The organism is Zobellia laminariae, from assembly GCF_030553095.1.
GTDB classification, from domain to species: Bacteria; Bacteroidota; Bacteroidia; order Flavobacteriales; family Flavobacteriaceae; genus Zobellia; species Zobellia laminariae.
In genome coordinates, this window is record NZ_CP130738.1 from 4,748,077 (window position 1) to 4,768,928 (window position 20,852).

Below are 20,852 nucleotides of genomic sequence, written 5' to 3' on the forward strand. Positions count from 1 at the left end.
TACGTGTTTTTTTGCAGCGGAGTAACACGGCCTTTAGGTCATTTCCCTCAACGTGTTTGTATATGAGAAGTTGCGTGTAAATAGGCACAAATTTTCGATTTATTACTGACCTTAAAAATAAGAAAAAGCCAACGAATTAAGCACTTGCCAGCAATTTTTTATATACGGTGTTGGCAAATCGTTATTTTTAAAACTGTATATTAATCGGAAATATATTATGTCTTCTTTCATCATTACAGATTTTCCCAATCTTATAACAATTTTCTACTTTAAAGAAACCACATTTAAATCCAAGACCACCTTCACATCTTAAATCAAGACAAACTGTTTCATAGCCATTGCAATAAGTAACTTCTATTGGTACCCATTCATTATGAAAACAATTTTTTAAATAAAGGCGAGCATTATAAACTCCAGATTGAACTTGTTGACCGTTTATTTTTCCATCCCATTTTATATCATTGTTAGAAAAACCATTACAATTAGTTACAGCTTTCTCAATTGTATGAATTATTTGACCACCTCTACTGTAAATATCCAGTTTATATTCAGTCGCAAAATAAATACCTGAATTTGGTTGTGGGTTTTGAACGTGAGTTATAATAAAGGAATTATTTGCATTAACATTTGACCCATTTGAGTACCAAAATCCTTTATTAGCATTGTCCCAAAGATTCCTAGATAAATTTACCGCTGGTAATGTATTTACAGTAACGGATTTCGTACTAGAACTACAAGAATTACTTGCTGTCACAGAATATATACCAGGTTCTGTAACATTAATACTATTGGTTGTTTCGCCTGTTGACCATAAGACACTTGTATGGCAACCCCTTCGTATTTCTAACTTATTGTTGCAACAACTTTGAGATTGAATAATATCAATATCTGGTTTTGAAAAATGAATGATTACTTCATCTTCTGAAAAACATCCATTTTGGTCTGTTGCTCTTAAAGTGTAATTAAAACAATCAAATTCGTTTATATCTTCGTTATCACAATCAATAAAAGTTTTAGAGCCATATGGATGAGATAAACCATATTTTGGAAACCATTCGTAAGTATAGTTTGGGTTAGCATCCAAGCCGCCTAAAACAGGCATTGAGGTTAAATTAGTACAACACAAATCTTTTCCAGCATCTACTTTTGGACAAGAAAAACTAATTAATTGAGTTGTTTCTTTCCATTGCACACAATTGTTTTTAACCGCAAGTTTAATATTATACCATTTATTGCATTTAAAAGAACCACCAAGTGAAGTATACAAATCGGTTAAATTAATAGAGTTAGCTTGAGTTGCCACAAACCATTTATTCACTTCTGTGCTTGGAATTCGATTACCATTTTCATCACTTTCTTCAATACTCCAAAAATGGTCAATCTCGCCTTTACTATCGCTTGCGTTTGCATACACAATATCATCTTTACAATAAACTTGTTTATCTAATGTAAAAATAGGTTCAATTGCATCTTTATTTAAACCATCAATATATACATATGTAAAATGTGTATTTGCACCTTGTGAACAGTCAGCAACAGTAAAATCAATTGTTAAATCTTGTCCAATATAATTAGATAAGTCAACTTTTATACAGTCCCAGTCCTTGTAGAGGTAGGCTCCTTGTTGCTTAAAATATGGGTTACTATAATCCGAAATAATATATTCACTATAAATTTGGCTTCCATTTGATTTTTTTAAGGTCATCAAAAAATATGGATTTTCGCAACTATTATGACTAGGGTCTGTTGTTACTATCGCATAATTGATTTTTAGATATGGTTCTGAACTTGTAACAATAAAAGTTTTTGATAATCGAGATGCTTTTTTTGTGTCTGTACCATTTGAGCCAATTCGTGCAGAAAAATTTCCCTCTATTACTTTAGGTAAAATAGACGAACCCAACAATGGGTCAAATCCTTGACTTTCTAAATTATGATAATTAGGTGAATTTTGACCTCCAACAATATTTGAAATTCCTTTTTTAAAGCAAAATCCAAAGATTTTATCTCTATCATTTTGCCCATAATATAAATCCCAATCATTAAAATTCCCATCTTCAAAACCAAAATTTTGAGCTTGTAATGTAATTGAATACATAATAATTATTAGTGGTAATAATTTTTTCATAATAATTTTTTTGAAGTTGAAAATATAGTTGTAAATTTTTTAGCAGTTTGGTCCCATATCCCAAAATAGTATTGTTATGCAATGATTCTTTTTTATTTTATCCATACATCCTCTACAACACCAAATACAAAATCGAAAGCCGTCTTTTTGTTCTTTATCTAAAGTTATAAATTCAGAGTCAATAATACTTTCTGCTATTTTTAAAACGTCACTTGCTTCTCTTGAATTTACCTCTTTTTCAATTATTTCTTTTTGATTTAGCAAGTATGTTCTATCAACATATCCTTTCTCAACTATAACATCAATATTTGGATTAGCATTGTTTTCTAAATATTTAAAAAGTTCGCCATTAGATTTTTTGTTACTTTCTTTTAAATAATTATTTAAGTTGGTTAGACCAAGTACAAGTTCATCTTTTTCATTGGTTTGAGTTTTGTTTAAATTTTTACACCCAAAAAATATAAAAATTAAAAACAAAATTGAAGCAATAGATTTTAAGTTAGATTTCATAATTAAGTTTATTTAATCAGTCGTTCAGCAACTGTACTGTTTGGTTAAAATAACCGTTTTTAAATGATAATTTTCATAATAATGTCAAAGTTAGATTATAACAATATTGTTTGATAGAGTTAAAACCCCCTTTTTTTAATGGTGAATTACCCTTTTTTATCTATTCTCTAAATTGTGATGGACTCTGTCGCTCATAATGTTTGCCAACACGTATATATGTATAGTTAATCGTTAAGTTGTTAGAACCAACTAAATCGTTATAAGTGCTTCATAATTAATGTTTTGTAAATATATCATAGTAGGTATTTTATATATCAAAGTCGCTAAGATTAATAATTGATATACCAAATGAGTAATAGTATTTATTAGCTCCGATTAAATTAATCTATAAACTTTACCATTCAATATTTTAATATGCAATTCATAAAGTTATTAAATATTCAACTTACTTTCTTACAGATTTTCGTAATTGACTAGTCATACGAAGGGATAATCTATTTCTTAAGAAGATTATAGAAGGAAGTTATCTTTTATTTGGACTCTACTTTGCGAAAAAACTTGTTGAAATTATTAAATTTTAATACATCGGCTATTTCCATAAACACGCTATGTTTAATAGGAAGGAGATTAGCATATCTTTTTTAATTATTCTTTTAGGTTCAATTTTTATTTTTTAGAATTTAGAGCAAATCTAAAGCTATTGTATATTTCCACCTTTAAATTGTTTGTTTAGATTATTAACCGATAAATAAAAAATTATATGAAATGGCAAGGAAGGCGTACAAGTTCAAATGTTGAAGATCAGAGGGGTAAATCAAATTCCCAGCGAGGAATTGGTGGGTTCAATCCAATGTTGTTGGCGCCTCTACTAAAATTTTTATTTTCTAAAACAGGATTAGTAATAGCAGGCTTAGTCATAGTATTCTCGTTCATTACTGGATATAATCCCCTGAACCTAATTGGAAATTTCTTCGTAGGTACTGATACCCAGACTGTCAATACCCAGCCTTACCAAGGTACCGAAGAAGAGAACGAGCAAGCAAGATTCAGTGCAACTATCCTAGCCAGTACCGAGGACGTCTGGAAAAATGTTTTGAGCAATTACCGCGAACCGACCTTGGTGCTTTATTCAGGATATGTATCATCTGCCTGTGGTTCCGCTTCAAGTGCCACGGGACCATTTTACTGTCCGGGCGATGAGAAACTATACCTTGACCTTAGCTTTTTTCAAGATATGGAAAATAAGATGGATGCTCCAGGTGATTTCGCACAAGCGTATGTTATTGCTCATGAAGTTGGCCACCACATCCAAAAATTGACAGGAACAATGGATAAAGTGAACAGCCTAAGAGGAAAAGTGAGTGATGCTGAATTCAATACATACTCGGTTAGATTAGAATTGCAGGCCGACTTTTTAGCAGGTGTTTGGGCAAATCATATGCAGCGAACAACTCAAATATTGGAGCAGGGCGATTTCCATAAGCAATGAACGCAGCAAATGCTATAGGTGACGATCGTTTGCAACGACAGTCCACTGGAAAAGTTGTTCCCGACGCGTTTACCCACGGTACATCTGAACAACGTATGAGATGGTTTAAAAAAGGATTTGATACCGGAGACATTTCTCAGGGAGATACTTTTAGTGCCGAATCACTGTGATTAATCTTTGAAAATGACATGTAACCAATCGTGGTTACATGTTGACCATTCTATGTCTAACGAAATTTTATCTGTATTTAGCAATCCGGAGACCTAATCCTTTACTACTTGTTTTTATTCCTGACAAAATTGCATTTCAATGATTGTTATCCCTGCTTTCTTTGAACCTAATTTTTATATAGGATCTAATGTGCTTTGATAATTGACGGCAGTAACGATGCTTTAAATTTAAAGCAAATAGATTAGATTTCCGATTCCGACCACACCGGTTATAAAGCCCAAAATAAGATTTATGCGGTCCGCGATGAAATCAAGTTTACTTTCCATTTTGTGGGCTATAATTGCATAAATGCTATATATAGAAAAGGATCCAATAGTAGAACCAATGGAAAAATAAAAACTATTTTTAAGCGAATACTCAAAGTAATCCAATCCAATTAAAAACGAAATAATTGTAAAATAGAAGGGAATAGCGAAGGTGTTAAGCAATGACATACCGAGACCGTGCAAGTAAGCTCGTGAACTATCAAGGTCCTTCTTTCTCCGCGTTTGCTTTTGGAAAAAATGCAACCGAAAGAAATGCAGCGATAACAAGATTAATATTATTGTACCAACTGTCTGAAGATTGGTAATGTATTCCGAGTTCTTCATTAGCATACTGGTAAGGTATGCACCAATGTTTGCCTGAAAGAAAAGAACGGTCGCAAATCCACCAATCAAGAAAAGAGCGGCTCTTCTGCCGCTTTTAAGACTAAATTTAACAACGGTTAGATTGAGAAAACTTGGTGTGATACTCCCTAAGGCCGCAGCTATAAAACCTAATATAGCGTAAATGATCATTGTGATATTTCTTTTACTCGTTTACAGCGAATTATACCAATTTTGTACCCCTCTTCAACTATCATATAAATATACTTCTTATCAAATCCATCTTATTTTATACAAATCTTGTTTCTCCAACATAGATTAATGTATTTATATTTTAAAATATTAAAACTTACTTTAAATTTAAAAATATAAATAGACCTTTAATAAAATTAGCCAATTGAACAAAAGCTGCAAATTTTATTAAAGGTCTCTATTAATTATCTCGTACAATTAGCACCCCAAACCTCACCATCTTTTGTGTAGGCAATAGTTAAATTACCTTCATCAATTCTAACGCCTCCATCGCTACTTATCAAGATATTTTCATTCTTATCTATCTTGATACCTTTTAAACTTGGAATTCCATCTGAAAAATCAAAATTATAGGAGTCCCCTACTTTGACCAAGGTAACACGTCCGTCATCAGTAGATATTTCCGTATTTCCAGAAGTTTCAGAATAGCTTACAGAGCCTTTATATGTTCCAACAAATAAATTGTCATCTACAGGGTCATTGTCCTTACTGCAAGACATTATTAATACGGTACTAATTAAGAACACGGTTAAGCCATTTATCGTCTTTTTCATAATTATAAGATTTAAAAAAATATTAATTAACCAATTTATGACCGTTGGAGAACGGCTCAAAATCAATTAAGAATTTATTATGAGCCAGTAACCTTTTGGATTAATAATTTATTCCCATCAGCCCAATTAGTAACCATAATATTGACTTACAATAGTTAGAATGACGAAAGTCTACAAATAATTTACAGAACTCATGTAGTATACAAGAACCTAATCCTCAATGACGTCTTACAGTTAACCATATTAGCTTTCACGTTAATTAACCCGAGCACAGCAAGCTAATTTTGAATAAACAAAAACAATATATTATGTCTTTAGTTACAATTTTATTAAACATATTCTTACCACCGTTAGCTGTATTCCTCAAACACGGAATTAGTACCACATTATTGATAAGTATTCTTCTAACCATGTTGGTATGGCTACCGGGAGTAATTCATGCATTTATTGTAAATAAATAACCTATTGGAATTAGGTTTTAGGAACACTCACAAAACTTAATATTGTACTCATTACCGACTAAAGTAGTTGTCAGAAAAGGTGTACTATAAATGAAGATTTTTTTCTTTTTAGGTTATAATTATTTGCATTTGGGATAATGGGTGTTTTAAAAAAAATGGAAATTTAGATGTTTTTAACCTTATAAATTAAAATAATATGGAAACTAAATATGAAAAACTAGTAGATCAATTGGAGGAAATTCTTGCAAAGAATAGGGATGCCGAAAAGGGGTACAAAAAAGCCGCTGAAAATGCAGAGAGCCAAAGCCTTAAATCTTACTTTGCACATAAATCCAGTGAACGTGCTGAGTTCAACAACGCACTGAAAAGAGAAATGATAGCTAGCTACGATTCTATTGATGACACTAGTAGTTTTACTGGAAGTATACATAGAGTCTGGATGGATGTTAAAGCTCTTTTCTCTGCGGACAACGATGAATCCATGCTGGAGGAAGCAATTAGAGGAGATAAGGCTGCTGTAGAAGAATATGATGAAATATTAGAGGATACAACACTACCCCCATCCATAGGAACACTTATTCTAAATCAGAAAACTAAAATTAGAACTGATTTAAACAAGATTAAAACACTTGAAGATTTAGCTTAGCATTTAATGCACTATTTATATATAAGGAGCTATGAGAATAGCTCCTTATATTTTTGTTTTACCTCACAATTTTTATTACACCTTCTTCCAAAATTCAATCATCCCATATGATTGACTAGATTATCACACCTCTCTGACAATAAGTATTATCAGTGATTTGCATCTCTTTTGTACAAGGGCCTTTCCTTGTTAAATTTAGATTTTATGAGTCTGGTTGGTAAATATCCTTATTTCCATAATCTTATTAAATAGGCTTTAACTATATACTGCTACGATTTTACCTTACAATTTAGTTCTTTGAATTTAAGTGTTTATGGAATAGGACACTGGATTTAAGCTTTACGGAATTTACCAAAAGTCTGTATAAATTTTACCTTATCTATTTTTTGGAATATGGTAATGGTAATGAAAAAATGGACTATTAGAATTTGTAGAAACACATTAAGCAACTCATATAGTATTAAACCTTCCATTGCACCTTCATAATAGCTAGAAAAATTAAATCTAATAATTGCATTTTTTTGTTTCTTAGAGTACAATCATCTTATGAGTAAATCAGATATTACCTACATGTAACTAGGGGGTTGTCTCTAACAAAAATGTGTAAAGGTAATTTACTAGAACTAGCGTTTAAAACCACTAACTAATACTATTGGAACTTATGTCTCTTGAACAAAATCTTTTATTCCTAGTCGATGACGATGCTGATGACCGTTCCTTATTTGAGGATGCTGTCAATCAAACTCACTTTAATAGTAAGGTCATATCTTTCAGTAGCGTAGATACATTTTTAGAACATTTGAATGATGCATCGCACGAACTTCCTAAAGCTGTCTTTTTAGATTTACACCTCCCGATTGTAGGCGGAGAAGAGTGCCTGCTTAAGATTAGGGAAAATAAGGCGTACAATAATATTTGCGTAGTAATTTACTCGACTTCATTTTTAGGAAGTACAGCGGACAGACTAAAAAATATAGGTGCAAACTTATATATTCAAAAGCCTTCTTCATTTTCACTCCTTATTACAATTTTACAACGAAGCCTTACTTCAATTTTCGAAAAAGAACATACTCCAATTGAGGATACTGATTTCATCCACAAAAATTAAATCATGAGTATTCAAGACAATAAGATAGTGCCAAAATTTCTAGAAGGTGGTGGTGAAATGGGCCAAATAATGAGGAACATGGATTGGACGACCACACCACTGGGACAGCCAGAAAATTGGCCATTATCTTTAAAATTTGCGATCAGCACTATGTTGAAAACAAAATTTCCCAACTTTATTTTTTGGGGTGAGGATTTTAGGTGTTTCTACAATGATGCTTACCGACCAAGTTTGGGAATAGATGGTAAGCACCACTCCATCCTAGGACAAAAAGCGAAGGAGGCTTGGCCTGAGATATGGGACACCATACACCCACTCTTAAAACAAGTATGGGAAACGGGTGAAGCGACCTGGAGCGAAAATCAGCTCATTCCCTTTTTTAGAAACGGTAAAATTGAAAATATTTATTGGACTTTCAGTTATAGTTCGTTAATCAATGATGACCAGAAAATAGGTGGTATACTGACCACATGCACGGAAACTACTGAAGCCGTAACCACCCTTCAACGTTTAAAAGAAAGTGAAAACCAATTAAAATTTGCAATCGACGCGGCCGAACTCGGTACTTGGGACTATAACCCGCACAGCCATATTTTTACCGCCAATGATAGACTTAAAAATTGGTTTGGGTTGGACGACGAAATAGAAATGGACCTCTCTCTCGCTATACAAACCATAATACCTGAAGATCAAAGTCGGGTTACATCTGCCATAGATGCTGCATTAAATGGAGTAAACGGTGGCAAATACTCCATCAACTATACTATTGAAAACATAAAAACTAAAGAGAGGAAAATAGTACTTGTCCTTGGACGCCTTGGTTTGACGAAGAAAACAAGCCCTACCGATTTAACGGAACAATGCAGGATGTTACCGAAAAATTCTTGGCGGATAAAGATCGCCTAAAACTGCATGCTATAATAGAAAATAGTAATGACCTCGTTAGCCTAGCCACTCCTGAGAATAAAGTGGAATATTTAAACAAGGCCGGACATAAACTCTTAGGGAATGAGCACCGTTCAGATCTAACTATTATAGACTGTATTTATAAGGATGACAGAAAAACTGCACTTAGCTTATTGTCTGAGTTAGAGAAAAATGGAAGTTTCTCCACAGAAATTAGATTCCAAAATGCTCTTAATAACGAAGCAGTCTGGATGAAATGGAACGCATTTACTATTAATGATCCGGACACAAATGAAATAGTTGGTATAGCTACTATATGTACCAACATCCAACAACAACGAGAGCGCGAACTGGTATTCAAAAATAAAAAAGAACAATTACAACTGGCACTTGACGTAGCGGAGATGGCCATGTGGGAAATTGATTCTGAACTGGAATCTGCCACTGGTGACAAAAGACTAAGAGAATGGTTCGGCTTTTCTGAGCATGGTAATTTTAATTTAAATTCAGGGTTAGATCAGGTTAGCAAGAGCCACAGAGATAAAGTCAAATATGCTTTAGAACAATGCCTTGACTTTAACCATGGTTTACTTGACATGGAATTTCCCATAGAAAACCCATATACCGGCCTACGAAGAATCGTCAGAGCCAAAGGAAAAACTTGGTTTGACGGACAAAACAAGCCTGTTCGCATGATTGGGGTAATGCAAGATATTACGCAAATTGTGAAAGCCCGTACAGAATTGGAAAATTTCTCTAAAGAACTTAAGAAACAGGTAGATGAGCGCACGAAACAGTTACAAAGAACAAATACTGCATTACAGGATTCTGTTAAAAAACTTGAAACTGCAAATGCCGAACTTGAATCATTCGCCTATATCTCAAGTCATGATCTTCAGGAACCCTTACGCAAAATTCAAATGTACACTTCACTAATTAGCGAACGTGGAGAAGCAGAGCTCACTGAAAGAGGTCAAAAATATTTTGAAAAAATAAATGTTTCGGCAAGCCGCATGCGCACTTTGATTGACGACCTGCTCGCATATTCGCGCACAGAGGTTGATGCTACTCAATTTGTAGAAACGGACTTGAATAAAAGTTTAAAGCAGGTCTTAGATAATCTTTCGGATACTATAAAACTGAAAGAGGCCAAAATTGAAAGCGAACATCTTCCTATTATCAACGGTGTTTGGTTTCAGATGAGACAAGTCTTCAGCAACCTGTTAAGTAACTCCATAAAGTTTACAAAAGAAAATGAAAATCCATTAATCAAAATTGTTTGTGAAGATGCGGACGATTTGGAGATAAATGAATTAGGATTGAATGAAGATATAGCTTACTATAAAATAAAATTATCTGATAATGGAATAGGTTTTTCCGCCGGCATGGAAACTAAAATATTTGAGGTCTTTCAGCGATTGCATGGAAAAAATGAATTTGAAGGTACCGGAATTGGGCTATCCATAGTTAAAAAGATTTTAGTAAACCATGGAGGGGATATTATTGCTTATAGCACCAAAGGTCAAGGGTCGACTTTTGTTTTATACCTTCCAAAATTGCTATCAGACTAAAACATAGTTAAAGATTATCGTTTTTCTCATATAAATAAGTCGTCTTTTGTATGTCAACTTCAGATAAGAAGCTTGGTGAAATCATAGACACCCAAAAATCCGTCAGAATTTCACTAGTGGCACTACATGCCTGAAGTCCATATGAATAAGGTCTCACCCCTAAAGTATGCGTAAAAGCGATATCATTAATTTGATTGTTAAAGTCACCATTAACATCAATAATCCGATAAGCTGCATCAACCTCAATGCCTCCTGTGTACAAATATGAAATTGATTAACGGTCTTTAATCATACTTAAGGCATATATCGAACCTATCCAATCAAGAACATATAAAAGATTACAAATGATTGACGTAATAATATCAACATTACATTTTTCGATTAGTATATGCAAGATGCTTACCCATTCATCTTTGCTTTGCAAATATTAAACATAAGTATCTAGATATTTCATCAGAAATTTTAAACGAGGCCATATAAAGAACTTTATATAAGAATTCAGTTCTCTTTTTGTTAGACTTAATCAATACTACCTCAAAAAAATAAGATTGACTTATTTGACCTTTTAATTAAACTACGTCCCCTCTACAATTTTAGAAATATTGATGAACATTGTATTCTGTAATAAATAACACATAGCAGCCCACTTACAATCGTATTAAAAAAACAACATGTCAATAAATAGTTTGTTAGAATGCATTAGCGCGAATTGGCACAATTTTTATTGAACGTTTATAAGACATTAATAAAATGTCTTAAAATTCAAACTTTGTTTATTAATGATCTAGTACTAATGCGCACGAAAGTTTTTGCGTCTTAATGCCAAGAGTTCAGAGTGTAGGTTCAATCATAACTTTTCAATTTAAACTTTTGTTAGTTATAAACAGCTCCTATCAATAAAAATCTATTCAAAAGAAACCATTGTAGTGTACCTCATTTGTACCTCAAACTCCCCTACCCCCTGTATTCATTAAGGGTGTTAGATATTGTATCGGGAAGTAGATTCTATTTTTGTTCAACTCTATCCTATCTACTTTATAAATTACAGAAATAGAGTTTCATTTTTTTTACAAGATAAATACACTCTTCTCCTATCGCTTAAAATCTTTAATGGCCCGAACTCGAAATTTTCGGTGCGTTCCTGAGCTATTATAGTGATATGAGGCATTACCATCGCTGAATTTTACAAGACGCGCTTGATGTTCATCAAATGGTGTAGCACTCCAATACAACTCATTTTCGAATTTACCCTTGTTATCCGCACCTTATGGCCCAATAGTTTTATAAAGGCCCCGTAATTCATCTAGTTCGGGTAATCGCCATCCTTCACCTAATTGCTCGTGAATACTCATAGCGTTTTTCCATGTCATTGGACCTTTGTCTTCTATATAAGCGATTTTCCCTATTTTATTAGATGGGTCAATAGTAAAAATAATACCGCCATTATAAGCATCTCCAACGCTTAGTTCCAATTCAGCTACTACATCGATCTCCTCAATATTTTCCGTTTTGACAATAGCATCGGAAACTACTTCTACTTTCTCAACCCCTGACGGTGTAAATGATTGTTTTTGAGAATCCCACATAATACGTAAGTTAATATTCCAAAAATAGCAAGGGCTAGGACTAAGAGCCCGGAACGAACTTTTACGTTCTTGTCCGTACCTATGTTCTTTTTAGCTTTATTATAAAATTGATTAACTGCATGAATAATTTTGACTAGGGAATCTTGTAAAACCTTAAAATACTTTTTAACCGCTCCTTTAAGTGCCAAAGTCCTTTCATTAAACTTCATATCCCATTGAGCCTCGCGTATTTTTTTTAGTAGTATACTCCGTTTTTTCCCCGCTATCGCCATTTGAGATTTTGGCTCTTCACTGTCCCATTTTTCTTCCGAAACAACTCTTTTGGCCTTTACATCTAATTTTTTATCTAACAGCTGACTATATTTTGATAAGCTTTCTTTAGTAGCTGTTTTGAGTGATGTAACTCTTATGCCGAGTTTATTTTTCCATTCTGTCGCTTTAATGGCTTTGAGCAATGTTGGGCGTTTTTTCCGCTCTACCGCTATTTGTGTCTTTTGTTCTTCTGTATCCTCAACGTCTTTATTAATGTTTAAAAGACGCTTACATTTTAAAACACTTTCTGTCGCAACTATTTTAAGCGAGACTAATCTTTCGGAGAGCTTATTTTTCCATAGTGTTGCATCAAAGTCCTTGAGCACTACAGGCAGTTTTTTTCTCTCTGTCGCTATTTGGGTCTTGGGTTCTTTATTGCCCGACTTTTCTGTGTCAACTTTTAAAACATCTATCTCTGTTTTATTATCAAAGCAATAATTATATTTTGCAAGATCAGTTTTTCTAGTGACTGTTTGCTCTACGACTACTGTTTCTTCTATTTCTTTTTCCGGTTGTGTCTCTTTAACTGGATTTATTATTTTAGCGCTTATTTTTTCCTCAACCACCAGTTGAACTCTTGGTTCTTCAATAATCCGCTTTCTTTCCGGAACAATGCTTCGGGCCTCTATCGTATTCTTGTTGCTGAATCGATAGTTATATTTAGCAAGACCATTTTTTCTATTAGGTATTCTTTTTGTCGTGACTGTTTCTCCAAATCCATTTTCCCAAGCTGCCTCTCTTGTAGATTTGGTTGCTTGCCCTTGTCTTTTCTCCCCTATTGCTATACGAGCTTTTATAAATTCTCTCTCACGGATTTCTTCTTGAACTATTGCCCTCCTGGTATGGGCTTCTTTCTCAATTCTTCTTTGGTCTTCCGCTTTCTCTCTTAACCTTTTCTCCCTTAAAACTTGTTCTTGAACCTCTGCGGACTCGTCATCAGTTTTATTTTCTTCTTCGACACTCTCTTTTGTTTCTGCTTCTTCCTTGTTTTTTATCTCATTTTCCACTTTATGCTCAGCAACACTTTCTTGGAAGAAGTCAATTGCTATTTGCCCTTCGGTTATTGAACTTGACACCCTCTCTTCCTCTGTATTAACAGTCTTTTCTATAGTATTCTTTTGGGTCAAAGAATTTAGCAGACCCATAATATAATAGGAAACTTGTGTAAAAATGATGTCTGTTGGGTTCCCGTCACTTATTGGATTTTCATTTTTGCGAAAAACCTGAAGTTCGTTAAAATTAAAATTGTAATGTTCAAAAGTGAAATTGACGTCCCAAGAGCATTCATCAAGAATTATAGGGATTATTACAACCCTATCTGCTTTATATCGATTTATGAGCATTTTAAATTCATCACTTTTGACAAATTCAGAATTCATAAAAGTATTGCTCAAAAAAATCGGAAACACATCTGTTTGGCCTAATCGAGATTCATTTGTTGATTTCCATTGCTCTATATCATCAACAGCAGCATCACTCCAAATAGCAATATTGAAGTTATTTTTTATGGATTGTAAATGGAGTAAGAAATACTTCAGCACATCTTTATCTTGGCCGGAATAAATCGCTAAGATATTTTTTGTTGAATTCATTTTTTAAAGAAGTAACTGTAAGTAAAATCTTGTCCTAGTTTAGGATAAAAATGACATCTAGCTTTAATTTGAGCAATAGCCATTTAAGCCGCTAAAAATAAGGATAATTTTTATCTAAAAGATACTACAAATGAATTATTTTACACTTTCTAAAAGTTTAGTAACGTGTAACATAAAGACCTTGCTGTAAAGACTTTGATTAATAGTAGTTTTTCCTATTTCTATTTCTTAGCACTACTATACTCTAGCCGTTATTATCGTTTTTTATCAATCTAAAACTAGTTATTTCTGCGAAAAACAGTTAATATTATATGAACAGAATAAAATGGTCATAAGCACGAGATAAAGATAATGCAACACAAATAATCTTTAGCCAAGGAGTATTGAAGGACTCTACATATCTATGTCATAATCAGTTTTTCATGTGGTTGCAAAAACATCCTCATTATATAGTTTCTTTTTTGGGCATTCTATTCCTTCTTTTCCGCAAGGTTTTCGCCCTACTTCAAATTCCTAATAGTAGAATTTCAGAACTCAACTTCACCTGTTTCTATAGACTGAAATCGGATACGGCTTTCTTGGAAGTTTTTATCAACCATATCCACAGTTAAGCGGTAATTTGTACACACTTGTATTTTTTTTTGGTCTATACTTTTAATGTGTTCCACTTGGTGATTGTCCTAATGAACTGTAGTGATATTACTTTAGCTAAAATGGATTACATATTATTATTCGCATACAAATGCCTAATATTTATATAGTAACATTCACTAAGATGTAATATACCATTTGCAGCAATAACCAAATGATGACTATCCTTTTTGTAATCATTGTAGCTCTTAATAATACTTTTATTACATATTTTTTGTTATTAAACCATTATAACCTTGCCATGAAATACGTACTAGTTATATACTTCTTATGTCTACAAATAATGGTTGGGCAGCAATCACAAGAAAACTCAACAAATAACTCCAAAACTTTAGAAGGTTTCTATGACTTGTCTGAAATGGAAATGCCAACTAAACTTTACCTGTTAGACAACAACCTGTTTCATTACTATTCAATTTTTGGGAGTGTAGATTTAGAAGTTTATGGCACTTATAGGATAGAAGGCAATGAACTAAAATTACAGCCAAACAAAGAGTTAGTACAACCTTATATTTTATATGCAAGACACAATGACCAATTAAAAGACTCCATATCCATTAATTATATAAGTCCTGAACATCACAGAGAAAAAATGTTTTTCAAGGTAGATCAAGAGTGGGTCACAAACCCAGAAGTCACAGGTAGTTTTGAAGAAGTTTTAATTAAGTTCAAAAGCAAAACCTTAAAAAATATAAAGGTTAACCTAACTGCCAGTCAGTTACGTGAAACGCCTGTTTTTAATACAGTAGAACTCTATTTTGGAGAAGTATCTGAAGGCGATAATGAATTTATTATGGATAACAATCGTTTTTATTATATGAGAAAACGATTGGCTAAAACTCCATTATTATTAGAAGGAGATACTATTATTAGTGGAGGTGAAAAAAGAATACGAGAACCTTTGCACGAGTCTGATAAAGAAGCTATAACAAAATACATCACAAAAGGAGGTATTTTCTCTGATACAACTATAAACCGCGGTAATGAGTTTTACAAAATCCACCTTAAAAAAGAAGATTCAAAACCTCTGCTACACGTATTGAAAAATGAAAAAATAAAGGAAGAATATTAATATATAAGCCTCTGTTTTGGAAAATCTATTCTGAAGACTATTACTAATGAAATTAACTAAGCTACTTTTCTTCTCGATATCCTTTATCGCACAATTTTTAGTGTTTGCTCAAGAGCCACCTACTCTTGAGCCCAAAATAGAAACAGCATATAATTTTGTAGAGAAAAAAGAATTATGGTCTACTTGTAATTCATTATTTACAGATATGACCGTTTGGAACAATTATGATGAAGACGAAAGAAATAAATTGACAAGCAAATGTGGAGCCTTAGGTTACAGTGAAGCATGTGAAGACATGTGGAGTATTGTTTGCGGCGATGATTGGACAGATGAAGGTTATAACATAAACCATTTAGATGATCCTACTACATTTTGCAAAGTATCATCTACTTTAAAACCACAAAATGGGAATTACTACGGCTACGCTAGCATTAGCGATTTAAGTTATGCTACAGCATGGGTTGAAGGTATAAAAGGTTATGGTATAGGTGAATATGTTGAGTTTAACTTCCCTGCGCAACATCCACGTATTACAACTATTAAGATTGCAAATGGATATATTAAAGACAAGACTACTTGGAAAAACAACTCTCGTGTAAGGCAATTAAAAGTATATGTAAACAATACAGAATTTGCCATTTTAAATCTTAAAGATGTGTATGCAGAGCAGGTTTTTGAAATACCAACAATAGGTTTTGAAATAACATACCGCGGCTATAATGACGATGGTACAAGTTGGTATAAATACAAAGATGAGAATGGTAACACATTCAAATCTTATAATAAAGAAATAGAATTAGGAGATACAATAAGGTTTGAAATTTTAAGTGTGTACTACAGGCGATAAGTATGATGATACCGCTATAACAGAAATATATTTTGATGGATTAGATGTTTATTAATAATTCTTTTATACTAATTAAAACACTATTGATGATTACTCTGCAGGTTTTAAAAAGCATGCTTTAGAAAAACAAATTATGAAAACATTACGGTCCTTAATGCTAATCTTAATAGTTGTTCTACACTCTTGTAAAGGGCAAAACAATCAAGAAAAAAACCACTTACTGGCTTTAACAAGGTAGAATTAGTTCTAGACAATGAGTTTGTAACTAAAGATACCATTACCCAAAAAGGAACAAGCTTTTTAAATGCCTCAACCAGCCAAGATGTTTCTGTTTTACATCATATAGAAGAAACAGGGTTTCATATGTATAATGGTATGTCTTTTAAAAACAAGGATGTTGGTGTAATAGTTGGTGGCGCAGGATTAACAACAAGAATTACCAAAGATGGCGGTAAAACGTGGTTAGAAAATCGTTTTTCTAGATTCGGCAATCCGTTTTATTCTGCAGCATTTTCAGGTGACAACATCTTTGTTATAGGTGATAGCGAATATATTTTTACCACACCGGATTCAGGAGAAAACTGGAGTGTATTTAATACCAAAGATCTCTATGAAAAAAGAGGATATGTATCTGCTAAGTATTATAAAATACGCTTTGTAAACAAGCAAGTTGGTTTTATTACGGGTTCTGGTTACATCAATGGAGAAGAAGGTGGTTTTTCTGTCATATTAAAAACTCTAGACGCAGGTAAAACTTGGACTAGTATAGTACACAAAGGTTTAGAGAATGAAACCGATGGAATATCAGATTTTGTTGCGTTTTCAGAAAAGGAAATCATCGTAGTTACTTTTTCTGGTAGAAGCTATAAAAGTAGCGATGGCGGTATAAATTGGCAACTACTATTTCAGACAGACGGTGAAGATTTTGTAAACCTCAACTCTATTGCATTTTTAAATCAAAACATTGGCTTAATTGGTGGTCTAGGAGGCGATTTATTCTATACAGATAATGGTGGTTTAGATTGGCTTAAAATTGAGGTGCCAAAAGACGGCGACGGATATAAACCCAACATTTCCGATATTCTTTTCACCCAAAAATCTGCCCTAATTACTACAAGTATATCTTCAGATTATTACAGAGATACTTTTGTTTACGAACTCAATATTGATGGAACTAATATAAGACCCTTCTTGACTTCAGATAATGAAGAGGTATTATTTACAGGTGAGTCATATGGAATTCAGGCTATCGACGATGATATTTTGATTTTAGATAGAGACAATTTGTATAAAACAGCCATAAACAATAAGTAAAATGATTTTTATACTAAAGCATATATCATGTAAATTTTTGATAGTCTTTTTTATAGGTGCTTTTTTAGGTGCTACTAGTTCCATTAATGCTACACCTAAGCCTTCTGAAAACAATGTTAATAGTTTATTAGAAACCATAACCCCAAGCACCCAATTACTTTGGTATTCTGGATTTATAGGGGATTACCCGATAAAACTAATGCTAAAAAGGACTCATAATAGAGATGCTTCAGATAGTAGAATCACTGAAATTGCTTACGCGTATGACAATCGAAAAGAGTGGATATTTTTAGAGGAACAATACGAGTTTAAGTCTAATTCCTTTGGCGGTGAAGTAAAAAATGACGGAATCTATGCTAAGGAAAAATCAGAAGGGAATATAACAGGAAGTTGGAAGGTGCATTTTAAAATTAATGAAACATTAAATGGTTTATGGTATGATAAGAATGGAAAATCCTTAACGGTTAAGTTAACACCAATGTACCATAACGTGCCAAGTGGCTATGTTAGGTTTGACTACTACTCAGACCTAGAACCTACCGAAATTACAAAAGGTAATGACGGATTAGTCATAGAAATAAAGCGGGATGATAGGTTATTAAAACAAACAATTTATCTTGATCCTTATAAAGAGAATTTGTATGATACTGTTTATGTAGATTTTAACTATGACGGTTATTTAGATTTAGTTTTTGGTGATATCCTTTTTTTATATAATCCTAAGACCTACATATATGAAAAAAGCAAGGCATCTGATAGAGATGAGTTTCCTGAACTAGATGAACTTTATAATTACGATAGTTACGCCAAGAGTTTTACGGTTCGTGACCTTAGAACTATGACTACGTACATATCTGAAAAGGGAAAAATATCACCCCATGTTTCAAACTCTTATTTTCATAATGATGACGGAGAAAATGTCACATTAGATGAAAAATATGTTAACAGTAAATGGGAAATTTTAATCAAGTCAATTGAAAAGATATATGAAAATGATGATGATGTTATTTTTTCAGTGGAAAACTTTGAGCTCGAAATTGATTTAGCTAAATATAATAATCATATCTACTTTGATCCAATTTTTTATAACCATACAGGTATTGATTTGGAGTTTAAAGCTAGCGCAAAGTTATTTGTTGAGATAACCGATAGTAATGGCAAAATAGATGCACATTACTTACATGATGTTTCGTTATTAGGTACAGAAAGTGATATGTTAAATGATAATAAAATGCTTTTTGATGGTAACGAATACATACTTGAACATTGGGATGGTCCAATACCATTCTTTCCAGCAAATTTAAAAAATGGAGAGTATCAATTTCAACTTATTATTAAACATCCATTATTTAAAGAAGTTCGTTCTAAAAAAGAAATTATTACGCTACCTCTAGACATAAAAAAAAATGAAAACGTTTTACAACTCACAGGAAACATCAATACTCAAGTAAATGGTACTATTTATTTTATTTGGACAGAAAACAAAGTAAAAGCCACCTTCATCAATAGTAAAACCCAACAAAGAATAAAACTTATCGGTACTGTAAATGACAACAAAGTAAACCTTGCAGAATACGAAAAAGACAATAAAATAAGTGGCTATTTTGAAGGAATATATAAAGAGGGAGTCTATAGCGGTCGTTGGTTAAGCCCTAATAAAAAAATAAGCGTTCCTTTTGAATTTAAAAGCGCAGAGTAATATGAAATTTATTTATATTCTTTCTTTCCTTTTATGTTTTCAACTACATGGTCAAATAAAAACCTACTTTAAGAATGGCAATCTTAAAGAAATAAGAATATATAATGAGATCACAAAGAAAGGCCAATGGGAAGAGTACTTTATTACTGGTACCCCCTACTCCATTAGCACTATAAATGGCAATAAAAGAGAATACACTCTTTTTTACGAAAATGGAGAGGTAAGAGAACATGGTAATTACACCAATGAACGTAAATCTGGTGAATGGTTAAAGTTTGACAAAAATGGCTGCTTAGTTAAAGTAGGTAGTTTCAAAAATGGAGCATATGATGGTAAAATAAGACGCTATCATATGGACAAACCACTAGCCATTGAACACTACAAAGACCGAAAGAAAACCGGAAAATGGTCGTGGTATAGAAATGGGCAGCTAACTCAAATAAAAAATTATAAAAATGACAAAGCTCATGGCGCGCATAAATCGTTCTTTATTGATGGTAACTTATCCTATGAGCGCTATTACTCGCATGGTACACCCATAGGCATACATAAAGATTATACTGATCTTGGCATTATTAAACATAGAATAATATACGAGAACGGTAGAGAAGTTGAAAAAAGAAATTATTACCCTAATGGCGCTATTAGCCATTTAATCGTTTTTTCGGGGAATACAAAATTAGAAAAAGGATATCATGAAATTGGTAACAACCTTAGTCATGAAGGTTATTGGAGCACTTTAGAGAATATCCATCTGCAAACTGGAGAATGGAAGTATTTTTACCAAAATGGCAAGCTTCACTACAAGGGCAAATTTACAAATGGAAAACGGAGTGGTAAATGGAAGGGTAAGCATGCCAACGGAAAAAGGAAGTTTAAGGGTGTTTATAAAGATGATGAGAAAATAGGTGTTTGGAAGTATTATGACAAGAACGGAAAACTCAAACCGGAAGAACCAAAAAAGAAATGAATTTTAGAACAGAAAATATAGAAATAAGTGGTGAAACCTATAGCGTAAATATTCCTTCAGGAGAAGTTTATTTAGAAGCGAATTATAATAATACGCAAGCTGCAAAAACAATTTACACCAACCTTTATAGCGAGTTAAAAGAAAAACTTTCTCTTGAAAAGATTGAATTAATACTCACTTATCAAGGAAATTATATAGAAAACCAACAAAGGACAAATCAAGATTTCACGGTATTGGATAAGGCGAATATTCAGTTTCTTGAAAAAAGAATACCATCTATAGGACGAAATTTATCTAAGGATGAAATCTTAGAAATCTTTCATATAGAATCGTTTTATCTAAAACTTATAAATGTTATTGATTAAC

General features: G+C 32.8%; 18 protein-coding genes and 1 pseudogene. 12 read left to right on the forward strand and 7 right to left on the reverse strand.

Annotated features, from left to right (window positions below; genetic code table 11):
* Nucleotides 1–187 precede the first annotated feature (187 nt).
* The gene (locus tag Q5W13_RS22935) at nt 188–2,128 is read right to left on the reverse strand and encodes a hypothetical protein (protein ID WP_304444675.1); all 1,941 of its coding nucleotides are present in this window, start codon (nt 2,126–2,128) and stop codon (nt 188–190) included.
* A gap of 39 nt (nt 2,129–2,167) precedes the next feature.
* Entirely contained in the window at nt 2,168–2,638 is a 471-nt protein-coding gene (locus tag Q5W13_RS22940) for a hypothetical protein (protein WP_304444676.1), read from the reverse strand.
* A gap of 760 nt (nt 2,639–3,398) precedes the next feature.
* On the opposite strand from Q5W13_RS22940, the pseudogene ypfJ reads away from it, so the two are divergent.
* A pseudogene (ypfJ, locus tag Q5W13_RS22945) lies at nt 3,399–4,297 on the forward strand (KPN_02809 family neutral zinc metallopeptidase).
* Nucleotides 4,298–4,525: 228 nt separating this feature from the next.
* Here ypfJ and Q5W13_RS22950 read toward each other — a convergent pair.
* Entirely contained in the window at nt 4,526–5,137 is a 612-nt protein-coding gene (locus tag Q5W13_RS22950) for a LysE family translocator (protein ID WP_304444677.1), read from the reverse strand.
* A 245-nt stretch (nt 5,138–5,382) separates the two neighbouring features.
* Nucleotides 5,383–5,751 carry a hypothetical protein gene (locus Q5W13_RS22955; RefSeq protein ID WP_304444678.1) on the reverse strand — a complete coding sequence of 123 codons (369 nt, stop codon included), beginning with the start codon at nt 5,749–5,751 and terminating at the stop codon, nt 5,383–5,385.
* Between the two features lie 308 nt (nt 5,752–6,059).
* Between Q5W13_RS22955 and Q5W13_RS22960 the strand changes: the two genes are divergently transcribed.
* The 5 genes from Q5W13_RS22960 (at nt 6,060) to Q5W13_RS22980 (ending at nt 10,443) form a co-directional block, all read left to right on the forward strand.
* Nucleotides 6,060–6,212: a YqaE/Pmp3 family membrane protein gene (locus tag Q5W13_RS22960; protein WP_304444679.1), complete on the forward strand. Its 153-nt coding sequence runs from the start codon at nt 6,060–6,062 to the stop codon at nt 6,210–6,212.
* Between the two features lie 196 nt (nt 6,213–6,408).
* The gene (locus tag Q5W13_RS22965) at nt 6,409–6,858 is read left to right on the forward strand and encodes a ferritin-like domain-containing protein (RefSeq protein ID WP_304444680.1); all 450 of its coding nucleotides are present in this window, start codon (nt 6,409–6,411) and stop codon (nt 6,856–6,858) included.
* Between the two features lie 661 nt (nt 6,859–7,519).
* Nucleotides 7,520–7,966 carry a response regulator gene (locus Q5W13_RS22970; protein ID WP_304444681.1) on the forward strand — a complete coding sequence of 149 codons (447 nt, stop codon included), beginning with the start codon at nt 7,520–7,522 and terminating at the stop codon, nt 7,964–7,966.
* Nucleotides 7,967–7,969: 3 nt separating this feature from the next.
* The gene (locus Q5W13_RS22975) at nt 7,970–8,872 is read left to right on the forward strand and encodes a PAS domain-containing protein (protein WP_304444682.1); all 903 of its coding nucleotides are present in this window, start codon (nt 7,970–7,972) and stop codon (nt 8,870–8,872) included.
* Complete coding sequence (locus tag Q5W13_RS22980; protein ID WP_304444683.1) at nt 8,827–10,443, forward strand: ATP-binding protein; 1,617 nt, start codon at nt 8,827–8,829, stop codon at nt 10,441–10,443. Before Q5W13_RS22975 ends, Q5W13_RS22980 begins: the two co-directional genes overlap by 46 nt.
* Nucleotides 10,444–10,450: 7 nt before the next feature.
* Here Q5W13_RS22980 and Q5W13_RS22985 read toward each other — a convergent pair whose 3' ends face one another.
* The 3 genes from Q5W13_RS22985 to Q5W13_RS22995 all read right to left on the reverse strand — a co-directional run bounded on the left by Q5W13_RS22985 (nt 10,451) and on the right by Q5W13_RS22995 (nt 13,933).
* Entirely contained in the window at nt 10,451–10,705 is a 255-nt protein-coding gene (locus tag Q5W13_RS22985) for a hypothetical protein (protein ID WP_304444684.1), read from the reverse strand.
* A 1,003-nt stretch (nt 10,706–11,708) separates the two neighbouring features.
* The gene (locus Q5W13_RS22990) at nt 11,709–12,029 is read right to left on the reverse strand and encodes an SMP domain-containing protein (protein WP_304444685.1); all 321 of its coding nucleotides are present in this window, start codon (nt 12,027–12,029) and stop codon (nt 11,709–11,711) included.
* Nucleotides 11,978–13,933, reverse strand: coding sequence for a hypothetical protein (locus Q5W13_RS22995; RefSeq protein WP_304444686.1), 1,956 nt, complete (start codon nt 13,931–13,933; stop codon nt 11,978–11,980). The genes Q5W13_RS22990 and Q5W13_RS22995 overlap by 52 nt, the downstream gene beginning before the upstream one ends.
* An 892-nt stretch (nt 13,934–14,825) precedes the next feature.
* Here Q5W13_RS22995 and Q5W13_RS23000 point away from each other — a divergent pair.
* The 6 genes from Q5W13_RS23000 to Q5W13_RS23025 all read left to right on the forward strand — a co-directional run bounded on the left by Q5W13_RS23000 (nt 14,826) and on the right by Q5W13_RS23025 (nt 20,851).
* Nucleotides 14,826–15,656: a hypothetical protein gene (locus tag Q5W13_RS23000; protein ID WP_304444687.1), complete on the forward strand. Its 831-nt coding sequence runs from the start codon at nt 14,826–14,828 to the stop codon at nt 15,654–15,656.
* Nucleotides 15,657–15,702: 46 nt separating this feature from the next.
* Nucleotides 15,703–16,503, forward strand: coding sequence for an NADase-type glycan-binding domain-containing protein (locus tag Q5W13_RS23005; RefSeq protein WP_304444688.1), 801 nt, complete (start codon nt 15,703–15,705; stop codon nt 16,501–16,503).
* A gap of 363 nt (nt 16,504–16,866) precedes the next feature.
* On the forward strand, nt 16,867–17,817 hold the full coding sequence (locus Q5W13_RS23010; RefSeq protein WP_304444689.1) for a YCF48-related protein: 951 nt from the start codon (nt 16,867–16,869) through the stop codon (nt 17,815–17,817).
* Between the two features lies 1 nt (nt 17,818).
* A complete protein-coding gene (locus tag Q5W13_RS23015) occupies nt 17,819–19,516 on the forward strand; it encodes a hypothetical protein (RefSeq protein ID WP_304444690.1) in 1,698 nt (565 codons plus the stop codon).
* 1 nt (nt 19,517) lies between these two features.
* The gene (locus Q5W13_RS23020) at nt 19,518–20,486 is read left to right on the forward strand and encodes a toxin-antitoxin system YwqK family antitoxin (RefSeq protein ID WP_304444691.1); all 969 of its coding nucleotides are present in this window, start codon (nt 19,518–19,520) and stop codon (nt 20,484–20,486) included.
* Entirely contained in the window at nt 20,483–20,851 is a 369-nt protein-coding gene (locus Q5W13_RS23025; protein WP_304444692.1) for a hypothetical protein, read from the forward strand. The genes Q5W13_RS23020 and Q5W13_RS23025 overlap by 4 nt, the downstream gene beginning before the upstream one ends.
* Nucleotide 20,852: the final 1 nt, after the last annotated feature.